This is a genomic window from Nocardia barduliensis (assembly GCF_013315795.1).
Classification (GTDB): Bacteria; Actinomycetota; Actinomycetes; order Mycobacteriales; family Mycobacteriaceae; genus Nocardia; species Nocardia barduliensis.
This window is the reverse complement of the sequence record NZ_JABLTE010000098.1, coordinates 1-17,112: the sequence shown is the minus strand read 5'-3', so window position 1 is coordinate 17,112 and position 17,112 is coordinate 1. Positions and strand designations below refer to the sequence as shown.

The window sequence follows — 17,112 nt, the reverse complement described above, 5'->3', positions numbered from 1 at the left end:
TTCACAACGACACCGCCTCGTAGAGTTTGCCGATTTCATCGCGACCGAGCACGCGCAGTGTGCCGGGCCGTTGGTCGCCGAGCGCGACCGGGCCGATATTGGTGCGAACCAGCCGGATGACCGGATGGCCCACCGCGTCGAGCAGGCGGCGCACGATGTGCTTGCGCCCTTCGTGCAACACCACCTTCACCAAGGAACGTCCCTCGCCCAGCTCGAGCACCTGGAAACGGTCGACCTTGGCGGGACCGTCCTCCAGCTCGACGCCTTGCTTCAAGTGCTTGCCGACCGCGCGGTTGTTCACCTCGCCCTGCACCGTCGCCAGGTAGGTCTTGGAGACCTCGAAGGACGGGTGCATGAGCCGGTGGGCCAGATCGCCGTCATTGGTGAGCAGCAGCAGGCCCTCGGTCTCGGCGTCCAGCCTTCCGACATGGAAAAGGCGCTGACCGGCGGCGATCCGCTCGGCTACGATATCGCCGACGCAGGGGCGCCCCAGATCGTCGGACATGGTGGACTGCCAGCCCTTGGGCTTGTTCAGCGCGACGTGCACCAGTTCCTCGCGCACCACCACGCGGGTGCCGTCCACGCGCACCACGGCACGCTGCGGATCGATGCGCAAGCCCTGCTCGCGCACGATCATGCCGTCGACTTCGACGCGGCCCTGCGCGATCATCTCCTCGGCGGCCCTTCGCGACGCCACACCCGCCTTGGCGAGGACCTTCTGCAACCGCTCCCCCTCGCCCCAGGGCATCTTGGTGTGGCCGCCGGACTCGGCGGGCTCCACGTTCTGGTGGCGTGCGGGCTTGGCGTTGCTCAGCAGCGGCGGTGGCGCGACCTGCCGTTGCGGTTTGGGCTTCTTCTTGCTCACGGGAGCCGGGTGCCGCTGCGGGCTCGGCGCCTGGGACGATCCGCGCTGGGCCGATCCACGGCCCGTGCCGCCCGGCTGGGCGCCTCGGGGAGTGCCCCCTCGTTGGGCCGAACGGGCGTCGCGTGCGCCCGACGTGCGGCCGGTGCCGCCCCGTTCGGGCGTAGCGCCGCGTTTTCTACGATCCGGTGTGCCATCTCGGCGAGCGGGCGTATTCATCGTTTCCTGTCACTCTTCGGTACCGAGATCCAAATCGGCCTCGGCGGGTTTCTTCAACCTGGTGTACCGGGGGTCGGTCTCCAGGCTCTCGTTGATCTCATCGATCAGGTCGACGCCCGGAAGCAGGGGCGCCAGCGGCGGCAGGTCGCTCAGCGACGCGAGCCCGATCCGTTCCAGGAACAGCTCGGTCGTGCAGTACAGCGTCCCGTTGGTCTCCGGGTCGACGCCCGCCTCGGCGATCAGACCCCGCGCCAGCAGCGTGCGCATCACGCCGTCGACGTTCACGCCGCGCACCGCGCTGACCCTGGTCCTGGTCACCGGTTGACGGTATGCCACCACCGCCAGCGTCTCCAACGCCGCCCGGGTCAGTTTCGATCGGGAGCCGTCGAGCAGCATCCGCTCCACATACGGCGCGTACTCGCTGCGAGTATAGAAGCGCCAGCCGTCACCCACGAAACGCAGATCCATCCCGCTGGACCGGGCCGACAGTTCGGCGGACATCGCGCGCAGGGTCTGTTCGACCCGCCGCGGGCTGTCGCCGAGGGCGGCCGCGAGCTGGTCTACCGGGGCCGGAGAGTCGACCACCAGCAGCATGGCCTCCAGCGCGGAACGCAGATCGGCGTCCGCGAGCGGTTCGGGGGTGAGTTCCACCACTGCCTCGCTCACGACCGCGCCTTACCGCGCTGCGTCGTGCGCGTCAGCGCGCTGTGCTCGCTCACCCGTAGTCCTCCTCGATTGTCACGGTGTCCACCTGTTGCGCGGCCTCGTCGCCGATCCAGCTGACCGCCAAGGGACCGAGCGGATCGGGCTGGTCGAACTCGATCGTCTTGCCGCGATACAGCTCGAGCAGCGCCAGGAAGCGGGCGACGATCTGGACCGCGGCCTCGCAGTCGGCGACCAGCTCACCGAACGAGGTCCACGCGCCCGCACCACGCTGTTTGAGCCGCTCCAGCACCAGTGCCGCCTGCTCGGCCACCGAGATCGCGTGCGTGTGCAAGTGGTCGAGCCCGACCTTGGGTACCGGACGGGGCCGGAAGGCCGCCGCCGCGATCGCGGCGAACTCCGCCGCCCCGACACCCAGCCTAACCTCGGGCAGCAGGTCGGCGTAGCGCTCCTCCAAGCCGACCGCACGCGGATAGCGCCGCAGCGCGGCCGCCTCCAGCTCGCCGAGCAGCTCGGCGACCTGCTTGAACGCGCGGTACTGCAGCAGCCGGGCGAACAGCAGGTCGCGCGCCTCGAGCAGTTCCAGGTCCTCGGCGTCGGTCATCTCGCCGGACGGCAGCAGACGCGCCGCCTTCAGATCCAGCAGCGTTGCGGCGACGACCAGGAATTCGGTGGTCTGGTCCAGGATCTTGTCCGAGCGCAACGTGTTCTGCTGCGCCATGTTCGCGGTCAGCGCCTTCGTATAGGCGATGAACTCGTCGGTGACCTTGTGCAACGCCACCTCCGTGACGTCCAGCTTGCGCGAGCTGATCAAGGTGAGCAGCAGGTCGAACGGACCCTCGAAGTTGCTCAGGCGCAGCCGGAACCCGGTCGCCTGCGGGTCGGTCGCCTGCGGCGCGTCCCCTGGCGAGGCGCCCGCCTCGGCTCGCGGCGCAGGGGGTGTCACGGACGATTCGGGCGGGCCTTCCCGCGGAGGCCGGTGGTCGGCATCCGACTCCGGTTCGGTCGGTCCAGCCGTCGCGCCGGCGGCGGGGACGGGACGGACAGGCGCGGCGTCCCGCCCTGCGGCGATGAATGCGGCCGCCGCGTTCCCGAGTGCGGGAGCCTTCGCCGGAGCGGGTCGCGCGGATTCCTCCGGCCCACCGGAGCGGGACGCGCGGTGGTCGGGCGTGGGTGCCGATCCGGCCGCGGGAGACCCCTGGCCGGACGGGTCGTGGTGGGACGCAGACGAGGGGTCGGAGCGGCCGGTCACCGGCCGGAACGGTGGATGACTTCCCGAGCCATCGACCGATACGCTTCGGCTCCACCAGATTTCGGCGCCCAGGTGGTAATGGGTTCACCCGCGACGCTGGCGTCCGGGAACCGGACGGTGCGGGCGATCGCGGTGTCGTAGACCAGGTCGCCGAACACCTCGACGACTCGCGCCATGACCTGGCGGGAATGCAGCAGTCGAGCGTCGAACATGGTGACCACTATCCCGTACAGGCTCAACCGCGGGTTCAACCGGTCCCGCACCTTCTCGACGGTGTCGTTGAGCAGCGCCAGCCCGCGCAGCGAGAAGTACTCGCATTCCATCGGGATGATCACGCCGTCCGAGCAGGCCAGGGCGTTGACCGTGAGCAGGCCGAGCGAAGGCTGACAGTCGATGAGGATGTAGTCGTAGCGGTTGCGTACCGGCTCCAGCGCGCGGCCCAGCGTCTGTTCCCGGCCCACCTCGTTGACCAGCTGGATCTCCGCGGCGGAGAGGTCGATGTTGCTCGGCAGCAGGTCCATGTTCGGGACACGCGTCTGCATCAGCACGTCGTCGATGGACACCTTGGAACCGATGAGCAGGTCGTGCACGGTCGAGTCGAGATCGTGGTGGGCGACGCCGAGACCGGCCGACAGCGCGCCCTGCGGGTCCAGGTCGACGAGCAGGACGCGACGGCCGTATTCGGCCAGCGCCGCACCGAGGTTGATGGTGGAGGTGGTCTTGCCGACCCCGCCCTTCTGGTTGCACATGGCCACGATCAGCGCGTCACCGTGCTGGCCGACCGGCGGCGGGTCCGGCACCAGCCGCAGCGGCCGCCCGGTCGGGCCGAGCGTGGCGTCCTCCGGGACCGGCTCGACCCCGTGCCCCCACAGCGTTTCCGCCGCGGCGTCCGAGTACGGACCCGGTCGCGAGCCCGTAAGCGGCTCCGCCCCAGCACCCATCGGCGGCTCCGCCGCTCCGGCTGTTGTCACGATCCGCTGCTCCTTATACGTTCCTGCCCGTTGCCTCGCCGAGCGTAGCGAGGCCGATCAGGGCCGACCTCGCTTTCGTGCGGTCCAGCTCTCGTTAGACGCTACCGCTTGACGGCACTCGAGTGCCGCGCCTGCGCGCGGCGTGTTCGCCCCGCGCTGGTCAGCGCCACCGCGGTCCGCCATCGAAATGAACGTCGAACCGGTCGTGCGACTCGTTCATCCTGTCGGAGTACACCTCCCCGTGCGCGATCCGGCCGAGTGCCGGAAGCATTCGAAGCGGACGATACCGGGTGTGGGCACAGCCAGAAACTCCGCGGGCCGTCCGCGGCGGCTCCGCGGCCGTGCCCGACCACCCGTGCTGCGGGCACTGTCAATGCGAAACTCTCGCGGAGTGCGGGTGTGGAATCGTCCATGGCAGAACGATTACCGGGCTCGGGGGTGGGCGGTGGCCCAGACTTCGCGCAAAGTGTTCACCGTGACCAGGGTGTAGATCTGCGTCGTGGTGACCGACGCGTGGCCGAGCAACTCCTGCACCACCCTGACGTCGGCGCCACCGTCGAGCAAGTGGGTGGCGAACGAGTGGCGCAGCGTGTGCGGCGACACCGCCGCCGTGATACCCGCGCGTTCGGCCGCGGTGTGCAGGACCCGCCAGGCACTCTGCCGGGACAGGCGGGTGCCGCGAGCATTCAGGAACAGGGCTCCTGCACTGCCCTTTCCGCGTGCGGCGAACACCGGGCGTCCACGGACCAGATAGGCGTCCACGGCGGCCAGAGCGGGCCGCCCGATCGGCACCAGGCGCTGTTTGCCGCCCTTGCCGCGCAGCACGACCGCTCGCTCCTCGACGTCGAGATCGTCGACGTCCAACCCGACTGTCTCCGAGATCCGGGCGCCGGTGGAATACAGCAGTTCCAGCAGCGCACGGTCGCGCAGGCCACGCGGTCCGCCGTCCGCGCCCGCCGCGGGGTCGCCGGGTCCGCCGCCTGCCGCCTCCAGGACGCGCAGCACCTGGTCGTAGGGCAGCGCCTTGGGCAGCCTGCGCCCCGGCGCGGGCGGTTTCACCGCGTGCGCCACGTCGGTCTCGGTCAGTCCCTCCGCCGCGGCGAAGCGATGCCAGCCACGCACCGCGATCAGCGCGCGAGCCACCGAACTCGCCGCCAGCGGCGGGTGCCCGTCACCGCCCGAGCGCAGCGCCATGGTGAACTCCGCGACATCGGATTCGGCCACCCGCTCCAGCGAGCCGATGCCGCGCCCGGCCAAGAAGTCCAGGTAACGACCGAGGTCACGCCGATAGGCGCCCAAGGTGTTCGGCGCGACACCGCGCTCGACGGCGAGGTGGTCGAGATAGGCGTCGAGTTCGCGGCCGAGCACGTGCGGTCAGTCTTCGGACTTCTGCGCCGCCTTGCGGCGGAGGAAGGCGGTCGGCTGCCCCTCCCACGGCGCGTCCGGCGGCCGCGGCTCGATGCCGCCCGCCCGCGCGGCCGCCAGCGCGAGCACGCCCGCCACGGCGGTGGCGTTGACGATCTCCCCGGCCAGTGCCGCGCGGACCGCCGCGTCGACCGGCACGCGGACCACTTCCAGGTCCGCCTCCTCCAGTTCCGGCTCGGGCCGGTCGGTCTCGTACAGATCCCTGGCCAGGTAGACCCGCAGCGCCTCGTCGGTGAACCCGGGTGAGAGCACCACGTCCACCAGAACCGCCCACTCCCGCGCGGCCAACCCGGTCTCCTCGGCCAGCTCCCGCCGGGCCGCGAGCAGCGGGTCCTCGCCGGGCAGATCGAGCAGCCCGGCGGGCAGCTCGAGCAGCCGCCTGCCGATCGGGTGGCGGTACTGGTTGATCAGCACCACGTTGTCGTCGTCATCGATCGCGGCGACCGCGACGGCGCCGTGGTGCTCGATCACCTCACGCTCGACAACCCGTCCGCCCGGCATCCGCACCTGATCGAGCCGCAACGCCAGGATGGCGCCGCTGTAGACGGTCTCGCCGGAGACAATCTCGAAATCGTGGCTGCCCGGTTCGGCCGCGCCCCCGTTGGTCATGCCGTTACGCCTTTTCCGTCGCACCCGCGAGTTCTTCGCCCGGAATATCCACCGGGAGCCGTTCGGCCGCCTTGTATTTCAGCGCCGCCGAGATGAGCGCCGCGAACAGCGGGTGCGGGCGGGTGGGGCGGCTCTTCAACTCCGGGTGCGCCTGGGTGGCGACGAAGAACGGATGCACGTCGGCGGGCAGCTCGACGAACTCGACCAGGTGCCCGTCCGGCGAGGTGCCGCTGAACTTCAACCCGCTTTCGGCGATCTTGTCGCGGTAGGCGTTGTTCACTTCGTAGCGGTGGCGATGGCGCTCGGAGACGTGCTCGCTGCCGTAGGCGTGCGCGACCACCGAGCCCTTGTCCAGCGTGGCCGGGTAGGCGCCCAGGCGCATGGTGCCGCCGAGATCGGCCTCACCGGCCACGGCCTGCTCCTGATCGGCCATGGTGGAGATGACGGGATGCGGTGTGTCCGGCTCGAATTCGGCCGAATTGGCCTCCGCCAGGCCCACCCTGCGAGCCGCCTCGATCACGACGCACTGCAACCCGAGACACAGGCCGAGCAGCGGGATGCCGCGCGTACGCGCGTAGTGGATCGCGCCGACCTTGCCTTCGATGCCGCGGATACCGAACCCGCCGGGGATCAGCACGGCGTCCACGTCGCGCAGCGCGTGCTGCGCGCCGGAGGGGGTCTCGCACTCGTCGGAGGGCACCCAGCGGATGTTCACCTTGGCGCGCGAGGCGAACCCGCCCGCGCGCAGCGCCTCGGTGACCGAGAGGTAGGCGTCGGGCAGGTCGACGTACTTGCCGACCAGCGCGACCTCCACCGTCTCGCGCGGGGAGTGCACCCGATCGAGCAGATCGCCCCACACGGTCCAGTCCACGTCCCGGAACGGCAGGCCCAGCCTGCGCACCACGTAGGCGTCCAGTCCCTCCCGGTGCAGCACGCGCGGGATGTCGTAGATCGACGGCGCGTCCGGGGTGGAGATGCAAGCGTCGACCTCGACGTCGCACATCAGCGCGATCTTGCTCTTCAGTGCCTGCGGCACCTCGCGGTCGCAGCGCAGGATCAGCGCGTCGGGCTGGATGCCGATATTGCGCAGCGCGGCCACCGAGTGCTGGGTCGGCTTGGTCTTCAGTTCACCGGAGGGCGCGAGATAGGGCACCAGCGACACGTGCAGGAAGAAGACGTTGTCCCGTCCCACGTCGTGGCGGATCTGGCGGGCGGCCTCGAGGAACGGCTGCGACTCGATGTCGCCCACCGTGCCGCCGATCTCGGTGATCACCACGTCCGGGGTCTGGCCTTGCAGATCCGGGCCGCGCATCGCGAGGATGCGGTGCTTGATCTCGTCGGTGATGTGCGGGATCACCTGCACCGTGTCACCGAGATACTCGCCGCGGCGCTCCTTGGCGATCACCGACGAATAGATTTGCCCGGTGGTCACGTTCGCGTCCCGGGACAGGTCCCGGTCGAGGAAGCGCTCGTAGTGACCGACGTCCAGGTCGGTCTCCGCGCCGTCCTCGGTCACGAACACCTCGCCGTGCTGGAAGGGGTTCATCGTGCCGGGATCGACATTCAAGTACGGGTCGAGTTTCTGCATCGTGACGCGCAGCCCACGCGCCGTCAGCAGCTGCCCGAGGCTGGAGGCGGTAAGACCTTTACCCAATGAGGAGGCGACACCACCGCTGACGAAGATGTGCTTCGTGTCCGTTCGCGCCTGAATCCGTGTTTGACCCACGGGTCTTCACGGTAACACGGATCCGCCCGTCCGTTCGAATGCCACGCGCGTTTGCCGAGCGATCGCCAGCCGCCGGTCAGAGCACTCGCGGCCGGACTGTGAAGCGGGTCGCGTTCCGGACGGGCATGCGTCGCCGGGGACCGGTGCCACCGAGACCGCACAGGTGGCGGGCCGACGCCGATCCCCCGGCGGTTTCGGCAGGTCAGCCCGGGAGTGCGGCCAGGGTCAGTGAGGCGGCCTTGGCGCCGGTGCCGTAGCGGCCCGCGCCACCGTTGAGCTGTTCGCCGAGCGCGAGCACCGTGGTGACGCGGCCGAGCTCTCGTTCGAGATTGTCGACCGTGCTCACCTGTGCCGCGAGCGCGGCATCGGTGCGGACCACCGCGATCGGCCCCGGCCCGTCCGCGGCGCCCGCGCGTCCGGCGAGCACCACCCCCGCCCCACGGCCGCGCAGGGCTCCGGCGAAGCGGGCGATATTCGCGCCGGCGCCGTCGCGGGCGGCGTCGACGCCCGCACCGGTGATCACGACCGCGAGTTGCGCGGGCTGCACCGGCGTGTCGCCGTAGGCGAGGAAACCGCCGCCGCGCAGGGTCTCCAGCACCAAGCCCAGCTCCTGGGGAGTGCCGCGGGTTTGCCCGTTGGCCGGGTCGAGCAGCAGCACCAAGCCGAGCAGATCACCGGCCATACTGCCCTGGTCCACCGCGCCGGTACGCAGCTGCGCCCCGGCCGGGATGACGTTCGTGACGGCCGTGCGCATCCGCTCGCCCTCGGCGGCGTCGACGAATGCCTCGGTGAGCGCGATCCGGCCGGTGACGCCGGCGCCGGAGATCTCGAGCGCCCTCGTCACCGCGTCGACGTCACCGGGATCGGCGTCCGGGGTGGTGAACACGACGACGCCGCGATCGGCGAGCGTGCCGCCGAGGATGCGGCCCGACGAACCGGCGACGAACCGGTCGGCGGCCATGGCCTGGTCTTCGAGCTGCCGATTCCGCTCGGTCAGCACGTCGACCTGCTGCCGCAGCTCGGTCTTGTCCGCCCGCAGTCCCGACAGCAGGTCCGCGGCGAGCGTCTGGGATCCGAGCACCACGCCGAGCGCGAGCGCGAGGAAGATCGCGACGATCGAAATGGCATGCTGGCGCAGCGAAATCATTGTTCTCCCTTTAGAATTCCCAGGATCCGAGCTGCACTTGCGACCACCGCGCGAAGCGGTTCCAGGTGTCCACCCCCCAGTCCACGAGCTCGCCGCCGCTGTTGGACGCCAGCAGCACGACGATCACCGCGACCAGCGCGGCGAGCACCACCAGCGCCACCGCGATCCCGGACACCCGGGTGCGGTACAGGGTGGCCACGGCCTTGGCGTCCATCAGCTTCGTGCCGACCTTGAGCCGGGTGAGGAAGGTGGCCGGATTGCTGTCGCGCCTGCCGCGGTCGAAGAAATCGTCGAGCGAGGCGGGCGCGCCCGCGGTGACGATCAGCGCCGCGCCGTGATGATCGGCCAGCAGCAGCGCCAGATCGGCGGCCGAACCCGAGGAGGGGAAGGTCGTCGCGCCGATGCCGAGATCCTGGATGCGTTCCAGTCCCTTGGCATGACCGTCGGTATCGGCGGGCAGGATCACCTCGGCGCCGCATTTCATGGTCGCCGAGGTGATCTCCTCGGGGTCGCCGACGATGACGTCGGGCCGGTAGCCCCGCCTGCGCAACGTGTCGGCGCCACGGCCGACGCCGATCAGGATCGGCGCGTACTCCTTGATGAACGGCTTGAGCCGCTGCAGATCCTCGGCATGGTCGGGGCCGTCGGCGACGACGACCACGTGCCGCTGCTTCATCGCCAGATTCAATTCCGGAACCCCGAAGCCGTCGATGAGCAAAGCGCTCTCGGTGCGGATGAATTCGATGGTGTTGCCGGCGAAGGCTTCCAGGTGATCGGCCAGCCCGTTACGCGCCTCGATCATCCGCTCCGCGATGGCGGACTCGGTGAGTTCGATGCCCTCGACGAGGACCTCCGGCTCCTTCTTGATCAGCTTGTCGGCGTAGACCACGCCGCCATCGATGCGGACCTTCACGCCGTCCTTGATCCGCTTGAACGCGTCCGAACTCACCGTGTCCAGCAGCAGGATTCCGTTGGTCACCAGCGCCTCGGGACCGAGGTTCGGGTAGCGGCCGGAGATGGACGGCGAGGTGTTGATCACCGCGCCCACGCGCGCCTCGACCAGCCGGTCGGCGGTCATCCGGTCGAGGTCCATCTCGTCGAGGACGACGATGTCGCCCGGCCCGATCCGCCCGAGCAGCCGCCGGGTGTTGCGATCCACCCGGGCCGTCCCGATCAGACCAGGAAGCGTTTCGGTGTTTCTCGACAACAGCGCCGGCATCCGCATGCGCCGATAATGACGGCAAACTCTCAACCATTGGTGGAGGCGCGCCGTTTCCCGCCACATTCGAACGCCGCGACCACCATCGCAACGTCCGCGCCGTGCGCCTGGAAACAAAACCCCAACCAGCAATAACCTAACCGGAGGGGCAGCCATGAGGGTACTGAGCGAAACCGTCATGACCCACAGGAAGGCGGCTGCACAACCACCGAGTGGGAATCGTCCCGTAGCCGGTCAGACAGTACAGCGAATAGACCGCTACCAAAGATGTCGGCAGTCCACTGCGCACCCCGATCCTGGGCATCACCCGGCTGGATACCGGTGTGCGACAACTGCTCCGCGTTGCGTCGACCTCAGCAGCGTGTGTCCATCAAGCGGACAGCTCCGCGCCGATTGTGATGCGGACGACACGATCATCGAGCCGAACCCGCTGTAGCTATATGCTGCCGGTCACACGTAACTCGAAGAGGAGACTTCATGGCCAGCACTACCGTCGACGCCGTCATCGCCGCACCGCGCGAGGTCGTGTACCGGCTCTTCGCGGACCGCGAGAGCATCAGCCCCTTCGTGCCGGTCCAGGTCAAGCTGGTCAAGCCGGGCCTGACCGAGCGGGAGGGCGTCGGCGCCCAGCACCTGATCGGCCTCGGCCCGGTGGGCGTCACCGAGGAGATCACCAAGCTCGTGCCCGGCGAACGGATGGAATACAAGATCGTCAAGGGCGCGCCGGTGAAGCGTCACGTCGGCATCGTCACCTTCGCCGACGCCGACAACGGCACCCTGGTCTCCTACACCATGGAGTCCGATCCATCGCTGCCGGTGCCCGCCAAGGTGCTGGAGTTCGGTCTGAAGAACCTGATCGGCCAGTTCATCAAGGGCGCGCAGAAGGCCGTGCGCTGACCGCCGCGCTCAGCGCGTAGCTGCCTCGGCGCCCGCCTTCTCGGCGCGCGCCGTCGCCAGCAGTTCCTCCGCGTGTGCCCGGCCGGTCTCGGTGTCGTCGAGACCGGCCAGCATGCGCGCCAGCTCGACGACCCGCTCGTCATTGGTGAGCGCACGGACGCCACTGTTGACCGCGCCCTTGCCGTCGTCGGACTTGTCGACCACCAAATGGGTGTCGGCGAACGCCGCGACCTGCGGCAGATGGGTCACCACGATCACCTGGTGGGTGCGCGCCAGCCGGGCCAGCCTGCGCCCGATCTCCACCGCGGCCCGTCCGCCGACACCGGCGTCGACCTCGTCGAACACCATCGTCGCTCCGTGATCGGAGCTGGCGAGCACCACCTCCAGCGCCAGCATCACGCGCGACAGCTCGCCACCGGACGCGCTCTTGCTCAGCGGCAGCGATTGCGCGCCCGAATGCGCCGAAAGCCGGAACTCGGCCTCGTCGACGCCCGTGGGCCCGGCGTGCAATTGCCGGCCGTCGACGGTGAGCGGCGCCGCGTCCTGCGCTCCCGCGAGCAGCGGCCGCACCTCCACCTCCAGCCGCGCCTTGCCCATCGCCAAGCCGCCCAGCTCGGCGCTCACCGCTGCCGCGAGCTTGCCTGCCGCCTTGGCCCTGGCGGCGCTCAGCTTCTTCGCCGCCTCCCGCAACCGCTCGGCCGCGGTCTCCACCTCGGCGGCCAGCTCGGCCAGCGCCTCCTCGGACACGTCGAGCGAGCCGAGCCGGGTACGCGCCTCCTGTGCCCAGGCCAGCACACCGTCGATGTCGGGTGCGTACTTGCGGGTCAGCGTCTTCAATTCGGCCTGGCGGGTGAGCAGCGAATCCAGCGCGCCGGGGTCCGAGGGCAAATCGGAGAGGTACCCGCTCAACTCGGCGGTCACGTCGACCACCACGGCGATGGCGTCGGCCAGGCGCGGCGCGAGCGCGACCAGCGCCGGGTCGTCGGCGGCCTCGATGCGAGCGCGTGCGGTGCCCAGCGCTTCCAGAGCGCCGGAGTTGTCTTCGGGTGCGTCGGCAGGCCCGGCCAGCGCGCCGTGCGCGGTGGCAGCCGCCTCGCGCAGCGAATCCAGATCGCTGAGCCTGCGGACCTCCTCGACGATGCGCACGTCCTCGCCGGGTTCGGGCGCGATGGCGTCGATTTCGTGCAGGGAGTGCTTGAGCCGATCGGCCTCCAGCGCCAATTCCCTGCTGCGCGCGGTCCGTTCGAGCAGTTCGGTGCGGGCGTCGAGCCACGATCGCCGCAGCACCTGGTACTTGCGCAGGGCTGCGGCCACCGCGTCGCCCGCGAACTGGTCCAGCGCCGACAATTGCTGATCGGGGCGCTGCAAACGCAATTGATCGTTCTGGCCGTGCACGGTCAGCAACGGCGCGGTGAAATCGGCCAGCACCGAGGCGGGAACGCCGCGGCCGCCGAGATGCGCACGGGAGCGGCCATCGCTGCCGACCGTGCGTATCGCGATGACGCTGCCGTCGTCGTCCGGCTCGGCGGCGGCCGCTTCCAGCACCTGCGTGACCTCGGCGCGGGCGGCGTCGTTGACGTCGTCGACGGTGAACCGGCCCTCCACCACGGCCCGAGACGCGCCGAGCCGGACCCGGCCCGCGTCCGCGCGCGCACCGCTGAGCAGATGCAGGCTGGTCACCACCATGGTCTTGCCCGCGCCGGTCTCCCCGGTCAGGCAGGTCAGTCCCGCGTGGAACTGCGCGGTCGCCGTGGCGATGACGCCAAGCCCGTCAATCCTGATCTCTGTCAGCACTTGTGCTCTCCGTTCGCCGTCGGCCACGCCAGCCTGTCACGGGCAATTGGAACTTGCGCACCATCCGGTCGGCGAACGGTGCGGAGTCCAGCCGCACCCAGCGCACCGGTTGAGCGCCGCGAACCGCCTCGACCCGGCCGCCGCTGGGCAGTGCGAGCGTGCGCCTGCCGTCCAGGAAAACTATCGCATCGTGTCCGGACGCCACCGACTCGACCGCGATCCGCGACTCCGGGCTGGTCACCAGCGGCCGCGCGAACAGGGCATGGGCATTGCTCGGAATCACCAGCAGCGCTTCCAGTTCCGGCCACACCACCGGGCCGCCCGCGGAGAAGGCGTAGGCGGTCGATCCGGTCGGTGTCGAGATGAGGATGCCGTCGCAGCCGAACGACGACACCGGGCGGCCGTCCACTTCCAGCACCACTTCCAGCACGCCCATGCGCGAAGCGTTTTCGATGCTCGCCTCGTTCAGCGCCCAGCCGCGCTCGACGACCTCGTCATCGACCCGGACCGTGACGTCGATGGTCATCCGATGCTCGATCGTGTAATCGCGCCGGACCACCTGTGCGAGCGACTCGTCCAGATGTTCGGCTTCGGCCTCGGTGAGGAAACCGATGCGGCCGAGATTGATTCCCAGCACCGGCACCCCCGCCGAGCGCGCCAGCTCGGCCGCGCGCAGGAATGTTCCGTCGCCACCGAGCACGAGCACCATCTCGCAGCCGACCGCCGCCTCCGGGCTGTGCTCGATCACGCGCACCGGATAGCCACCCGGCTCGGCCTCGAATCGCGTGCTGTCCGCCTCGTCGGCGAGCACGCGCAGGCAGATGCCCGCGTCCGCGAAGATCTTCGCCACCCGGTGGGCGGTCTCGATGATCTCCGCGCGACCCGGATGCGATACCAGCAAGATCTCCCGGCCGCAGGGCTGGACCAGCGCGTTCACTGTGGACCCTCCTCAACCGCACGTTCGACCAGCGCCGCGACCTGCTCGTCGTCGTATTCGAACGGCCCGTCGTTGCGCAGCCACAAGAAGTATTCGACATTGCCGGACGGCCCGGGCAACGGGCTGGCCACCGCACCGAGCGTGCGCATACCCCAGCCCGCGGCGGCCGCCGCCACCGAACGCACCGCGTCGGCGCGCAGCGCGGGGTCGCGCACCACGCCGCCGGAGCCGACCCGCTCCTTGCCGACCTCGAACTGCGGTTTCACCATGGGCAGCAGCTCGGCGCCGGGCGCCGCGCAGGCCGCCAGCGCGGGCAGCACCAGGCTCAGCGAGATGAACGACAGGTCGCCCACCACCAGTTCCACCGTGCCGCCGATGGTCTCGGGCGTCAGGTTGCGCACGTTGGTCCGGTCGAACACCCGGACCCGCTCGTCGTTGCGCAGCCGCCACACCAGTTGGCCGTAACCGACGTCGACCGCGACAACCTCCCGCGCTTCCCTGCTGAGCAGCACGTCGGTGAAACCACCGGTCGACGCGCCCGCGTCCAGGCAGCGCTTACCCGCCACGGTGAGCCCCTCCGGCTCGAACCGCTCCAGCGCGCCGAGCAGTTTGTGCGCCCCACGCGAGGCCCACGACACCTCGTCCGGCTGCTCGCGCACCACCAGCGGCGTGCCCGCCTCGACAGCGGTCGCCGGCTTCACCGCGACCGTTCCAGCTATCAGGACGCGGCCCGCGCCGATCAACTCGACCGCGTGTTCCCGCGATCTCGCCAATCCGCGGCGAACCAGTTCCGCGTCCACCCGTGCGCGTCTGGCCACCTCAGATCTTGTCCACCGTGGCCAAGGCCTGCACCAGCACCTCATGTGCCTGCTCCAGGATGCGCGCGCGACGAGTGATGTCGACCCCGGCCTCCGCGCTCTCGGTGGCGGGCGCGGAACCGCTCCAGCCGGGCCGTTCGAGTTCGGCGAGCAGGCTGTCGACCTCGCCGCGGATCCGCTCCGGATCGGCCGGCTCCACCTGCCCTGGCGCACCTGCCAGGTGCCGGCCCGGCAACGGGATGCCAGGGCGGGGGCCTGGTGCACCGGCGGCCGGGCGGGGACCGTTCGGACGGGGCGTAGGAGTAGTCATCGTGGCGTCAACGCTATCGGATTTCCGAATCGGACGCGCGTACCGTCACAGCTCTTCCCGGGTTGCGCTGCAGCATCTCACCGAGGTCGGCTTCCGGCTCGTGGGCCACCGGCGGGTGGGCGAGGGCGTCGAGCGAGTCGGCGACATAGGTCGGGACCTGCCCGTCGGGAGCCTTGCGCAGTTCGTCCACGGTGCTGACGCCCGTGAGCACCAGCAACGAATCGAGGCCCACCCGGTTGGCACCCTCGATATCGGTGTCCAGACGGTCGCCCACCACCAAGGCACTGCGGGAACCGGCTCGGACGATCGCGTCCTCCAGCAGCGGCGCGTACGGTTTGCCCGCCACGATCGGCTCCCGATCGGAGGCGGTGCGCAGCGCGGCGACCATCGCACCGTTACCCGGCGCCAAGCCGCGCTCGTTCGGCAGCGTCTTATCGGTGTTCGCCGCGACCCACAGCGCACCCGACCGCAGGGCGTAGGCGGCTTCGGCGAGGTCCGGCCACGCGGTATGGGGCGAATGCCCTTGCACCACAGCGACCGGCGCCGCCCCGTCGAAGCGGCGGACCGGCTCCAGCCCGACCGCGTCCACCTCGGCGGCCAGGTCGTCGGTGCCGACTACCAGCACCCGCGCGCCAGGATCGAGCCGCTCGGCCAGCAATCGCGCCGCCGCCTGGGCGCTGGTGACCACATCGTCGCGGGACGCCGGAAAGCCGAGTTCGGACAGATGCGCGGCGACGACCTCCGGCCCGCGGCTGGCATTGTTCGTGACGTACACCAGCCGCTGCTCCGCTTCCCAGTGCGCGGCCAGCGCCTCCGGCGCCCCCTCGATCACCGCGTGACCGCGGTACAGCGTGCCGTCCAGATCCAGCAGCAGGGCTCGGTAGCGATCTCGTAGCCGCTTCACACCACTCTCACTCCGTGTCACCGATCGGCGCTGTGCCGACTCGCATGCCACCGGCCCCACCCGCAGCACAGCCACTCGGCGAGTCCGAGACATTCGAACCCTACGCCAGCCATCGGACCGGCCAGACGTGGCGTCAACCACTCCGTCGCCCCCGGATCACAGATGTTCGAGGCGGTTTCACCACAGCACGGGCTCCGCTGTTTCCGCACCGCGACATCTCCGCTTCGCGGGGCGCGGGCCAGAGTCAGCATGCACAGGCATCGGCTTCATCCGCCCCGCCCGCAAGGGCAAGATTCAGATATCGCTTTCGCCCGTGAGTTCCGCAGCGCGTTCCTCGGCGTCCGTGTCTCCGTCGAGGTCGGCCGAAGCGGCGTTGAGGAACCAGGTGAGGCCCTCGTCGGTGCGGCCCGCCGCGACGAGGGCGTCGGCGTAGGCGTAGAAGAGGCGGGCGGCGGTGGAACCGGTCCGGGACGGATCGAGATCCGAGGTCTGCAACGTCACGACCGCTTGGTCGTACTGCCCGAGGTCCATTCGCGCGCCCGCGACGACGATGCGCAATTCGGCGGCCTCGTCCCCGCGCAGGGCGCGGGCCTCTTCGCTGCGGGCGAGTTCGATCGCGCGTTCCGGCCGGCCCAGACCCCGTTCACAATCGGCCATGACGGCCAGCAGCCCGGAACCACCGGACATCCGGCGCGCGGTACGCAACTCCGACAGAGCTTCCGCCCATTCGCCCGCGTGGTAGGCCACCACACCGGCGGTCTCCCGCACCACAGCGATCCGGCCGGCACGCTGCCGCGCGGCCCTCGCGTGTGCGAGCGCGAGCCCGGGATCGTCGTCCAGCAGGCGCACCGCCATCACCAGGTGACGTGCGACCGTCTCGGCATTGCCTTTGTCCAGGCTGAGCAGATCACGCCGCACTGCGGAGTCGAGATCGGCCGCCTGCACTTCCTCCGGCAGATCGGGTTCCTCCGGACGCGGCGGGCGGCGGTCGAGGGCACGGCCGCCACCGACGCGGGCCCCTTCACCGCCCCGGCGACGATCCTGTGACGACTCGCCGCGCGGGGTCCGATCCTCGCGCTCCGCGCCACCGCGCCGGCCCTCGCGATCCGGTCCAGGAGGACGGCGGTCGTCGTCGCGCCGCTGGTAGCCGGAGTCACCACGCCGCCCCGCGTCACCGCGCTCGTCGGAATCCCCGCGACGCTTGAAGCCCCCGCGCTCGCCCGACTCACCCCGCCGAACATCGCTCCGGTCGCCGGAATCCTCACGGCGACGGTTGAACCCGCCCCGCTCGCCCGACTCACCCCGCCGAACATCGCTCCGGTCGCCGGAATCCTCACGGCGACCGGAGCGATGTTCGGC

16 protein-coding genes are annotated in these 17,112 nt (G+C 70.2%); 1 reads left to right on the top strand and 15 read right to left on the bottom strand.

Annotated features, from left to right (window positions below):
* Nucleotide 1 precedes the first annotated feature (1 nt).
* The 9 genes from HOV91_RS30610 to steA form a co-directional block, all read right to left on the bottom strand.
* Nucleotides 2-1,081, bottom strand: a complete 1,080-nt coding sequence (locus HOV91_RS30610; RefSeq protein ID WP_174188786.1) for a pseudouridine synthase — start codon at nucleotides 1,079-1,081, stop codon at nucleotides 2-4.
* A 9-nt stretch (nucleotides 1,082-1,090) separates the two neighbouring features.
* On the bottom strand, nucleotides 1,091-1,747 hold the full coding sequence (gene scpB, locus HOV91_RS30605; RefSeq protein WP_174188785.1) for an SMC-Scp complex subunit ScpB: 657 nt from the start codon (nucleotides 1,745-1,747) through the stop codon (nucleotides 1,091-1,093).
* A 49-nt stretch (nucleotides 1,748-1,796) separates the two neighbouring features.
* A complete protein-coding gene (locus HOV91_RS30600) occupies nucleotides 1,797-2,690 on the bottom strand; it encodes a segregation and condensation protein A (protein ID WP_174188784.1) in 894 nt (297 codons plus the stop codon).
* A 302-nt stretch (nucleotides 2,691-2,992) separates the two neighbouring features.
* The gene (locus HOV91_RS30595; RefSeq protein ID WP_174188796.1) at nucleotides 2,993-3,937 is read right to left on the bottom strand and encodes a ParA family protein; all 945 of its coding nucleotides are present in this window, start codon (nucleotides 3,935-3,937) and stop codon (nucleotides 2,993-2,995) included.
* 453 nt (nucleotides 3,938-4,390) lie between these two features.
* Nucleotides 4,391-5,335, bottom strand: a complete 945-nt coding sequence (xerD, locus tag HOV91_RS30590) for a site-specific tyrosine recombinase XerD (protein WP_174188783.1) — start codon at nucleotides 5,333-5,335, stop codon at nucleotides 4,391-4,393.
* Between the two features lie 6 nt (nucleotides 5,336-5,341).
* Complete coding sequence (locus HOV91_RS30585; RefSeq protein ID WP_174188782.1) at nucleotides 5,342-6,001, bottom strand: NUDIX domain-containing protein; 660 nt, start codon at nucleotides 5,999-6,001, stop codon at nucleotides 5,342-5,344.
* A 4-nt stretch (nucleotides 6,002-6,005) separates the two neighbouring features.
* Complete coding sequence (gene pyrG / locus HOV91_RS30580) at nucleotides 6,006-7,727, bottom strand: CTP synthase (protein WP_174188781.1); 1,722 nt, start codon at nucleotides 7,725-7,727, stop codon at nucleotides 6,006-6,008.
* Between the two features lie 202 nt (nucleotides 7,728-7,929).
* Nucleotides 7,930-8,874: a copper transporter gene (locus HOV91_RS30575; protein ID WP_174188780.1), complete on the bottom strand. Its 945-nt coding sequence runs from the start codon at nucleotides 8,872-8,874 to the stop codon at nucleotides 7,930-7,932.
* Nucleotides 8,875-8,884: 10 nt separating this feature from the next.
* The gene (gene steA, locus HOV91_RS30570) at nucleotides 8,885-10,099 is read right to left on the bottom strand and encodes a putative cytokinetic ring protein SteA (protein WP_174188779.1); all 1,215 of its coding nucleotides are present in this window, start codon (nucleotides 10,097-10,099) and stop codon (nucleotides 8,885-8,887) included.
* A 471-nt stretch (nucleotides 10,100-10,570) separates the two neighbouring features.
* Between steA and HOV91_RS30565 the strand changes: the two genes are divergently transcribed.
* Complete coding sequence (locus HOV91_RS30565) at nucleotides 10,571-10,990, top strand: SRPBCC family protein (RefSeq protein WP_174188778.1); 420 nt, start codon at nucleotides 10,571-10,573, stop codon at nucleotides 10,988-10,990.
* 9 nt (nucleotides 10,991-10,999) lie between these two features.
* Here HOV91_RS30565 and recN read toward each other — a convergent pair whose 3' ends face one another.
* The 6 genes from recN to HOV91_RS30535 form a co-directional block, all read right to left on the bottom strand.
* Nucleotides 11,000-12,784 carry a DNA repair protein RecN gene (recN, locus tag HOV91_RS30560; RefSeq protein ID WP_174188777.1) on the bottom strand — a complete coding sequence of 595 codons (1,785 nt, stop codon included), beginning with the start codon at nucleotides 12,782-12,784 and terminating at the stop codon, nucleotides 11,000-11,002.
* On the bottom strand, nucleotides 12,762-13,721 hold the full coding sequence (locus HOV91_RS30555) for an NAD kinase (protein ID WP_174188776.1): 960 nt from the start codon (nucleotides 13,719-13,721) through the stop codon (nucleotides 12,762-12,764). The genes recN and HOV91_RS30555 overlap by 23 nt, the downstream gene beginning before the upstream one ends.
* Complete coding sequence (locus HOV91_RS30550; RefSeq protein ID WP_174188775.1) at nucleotides 13,718-14,539, bottom strand: TlyA family RNA methyltransferase; 822 nt, start codon at nucleotides 14,537-14,539, stop codon at nucleotides 13,718-13,720. The genes HOV91_RS30555 and HOV91_RS30550 overlap by 4 nt, the downstream gene beginning before the upstream one ends.
* A gap of 1 nt (nucleotide 14,540) precedes the next feature.
* Complete coding sequence (locus HOV91_RS40920) at nucleotides 14,541-14,738, bottom strand: hypothetical protein (RefSeq protein WP_312884822.1); 198 nt, start codon at nucleotides 14,736-14,738, stop codon at nucleotides 14,541-14,543.
* A 124-nt stretch (nucleotides 14,739-14,862) separates the two neighbouring features.
* Nucleotides 14,863-15,753 carry an HAD-IIA family hydrolase gene (locus HOV91_RS30540; protein WP_312884821.1) on the bottom strand — a complete coding sequence of 297 codons (891 nt, stop codon included), beginning with the start codon at nucleotides 15,751-15,753 and terminating at the stop codon, nucleotides 14,863-14,865.
* A gap of 294 nt (nucleotides 15,754-16,047) precedes the next feature.
* On the bottom strand, nucleotides 16,048-17,112 hold a 1,065-nt coding region (locus tag HOV91_RS30535; protein ID WP_246351169.1), incomplete at its 5' end, for a tetratricopeptide repeat protein.

Bases quoted from the DNA above. Each gene is read 5' to 3' on its own strand.
- HOV91_RS30610 (WP_174188786.1), bottom strand. From the start codon at position 1,081: ATGAATACGCCCGCTCGCCGAGATGGCACACCGGATCGTAGAAAACGC.
- HOV91_RS30575 (WP_174188780.1), bottom strand. From the start codon at position 8,874: ATGATTTCGCTGCGCCAGCATGCCATTTCGATCGTCGCGATCTTCCTC.
- HOV91_RS30595 (WP_174188796.1), bottom strand. From the start codon at position 3,937: ATGGGTGCTGGGGCGGAGCCGCTTACGGGCTCGCGACCGGGTCCGTAC.
- steA (WP_174188779.1), bottom strand. From the start codon at position 10,099: ATGCGGATGCCGGCGCTGTTGTCGAGAAACACCGAAACGCTTCCTGGT.
- HOV91_RS30585 (WP_174188782.1), bottom strand. From the start codon at position 6,001: ATGACCAACGGGGGCGCGGCCGAACCGGGCAGCCACGATTTCGAGATT.
- HOV91_RS30565 (WP_174188778.1), top strand. From the start codon at position 10,571: ATGGCCAGCACTACCGTCGACGCCGTCATCGCCGCACCGCGCGAGGTC.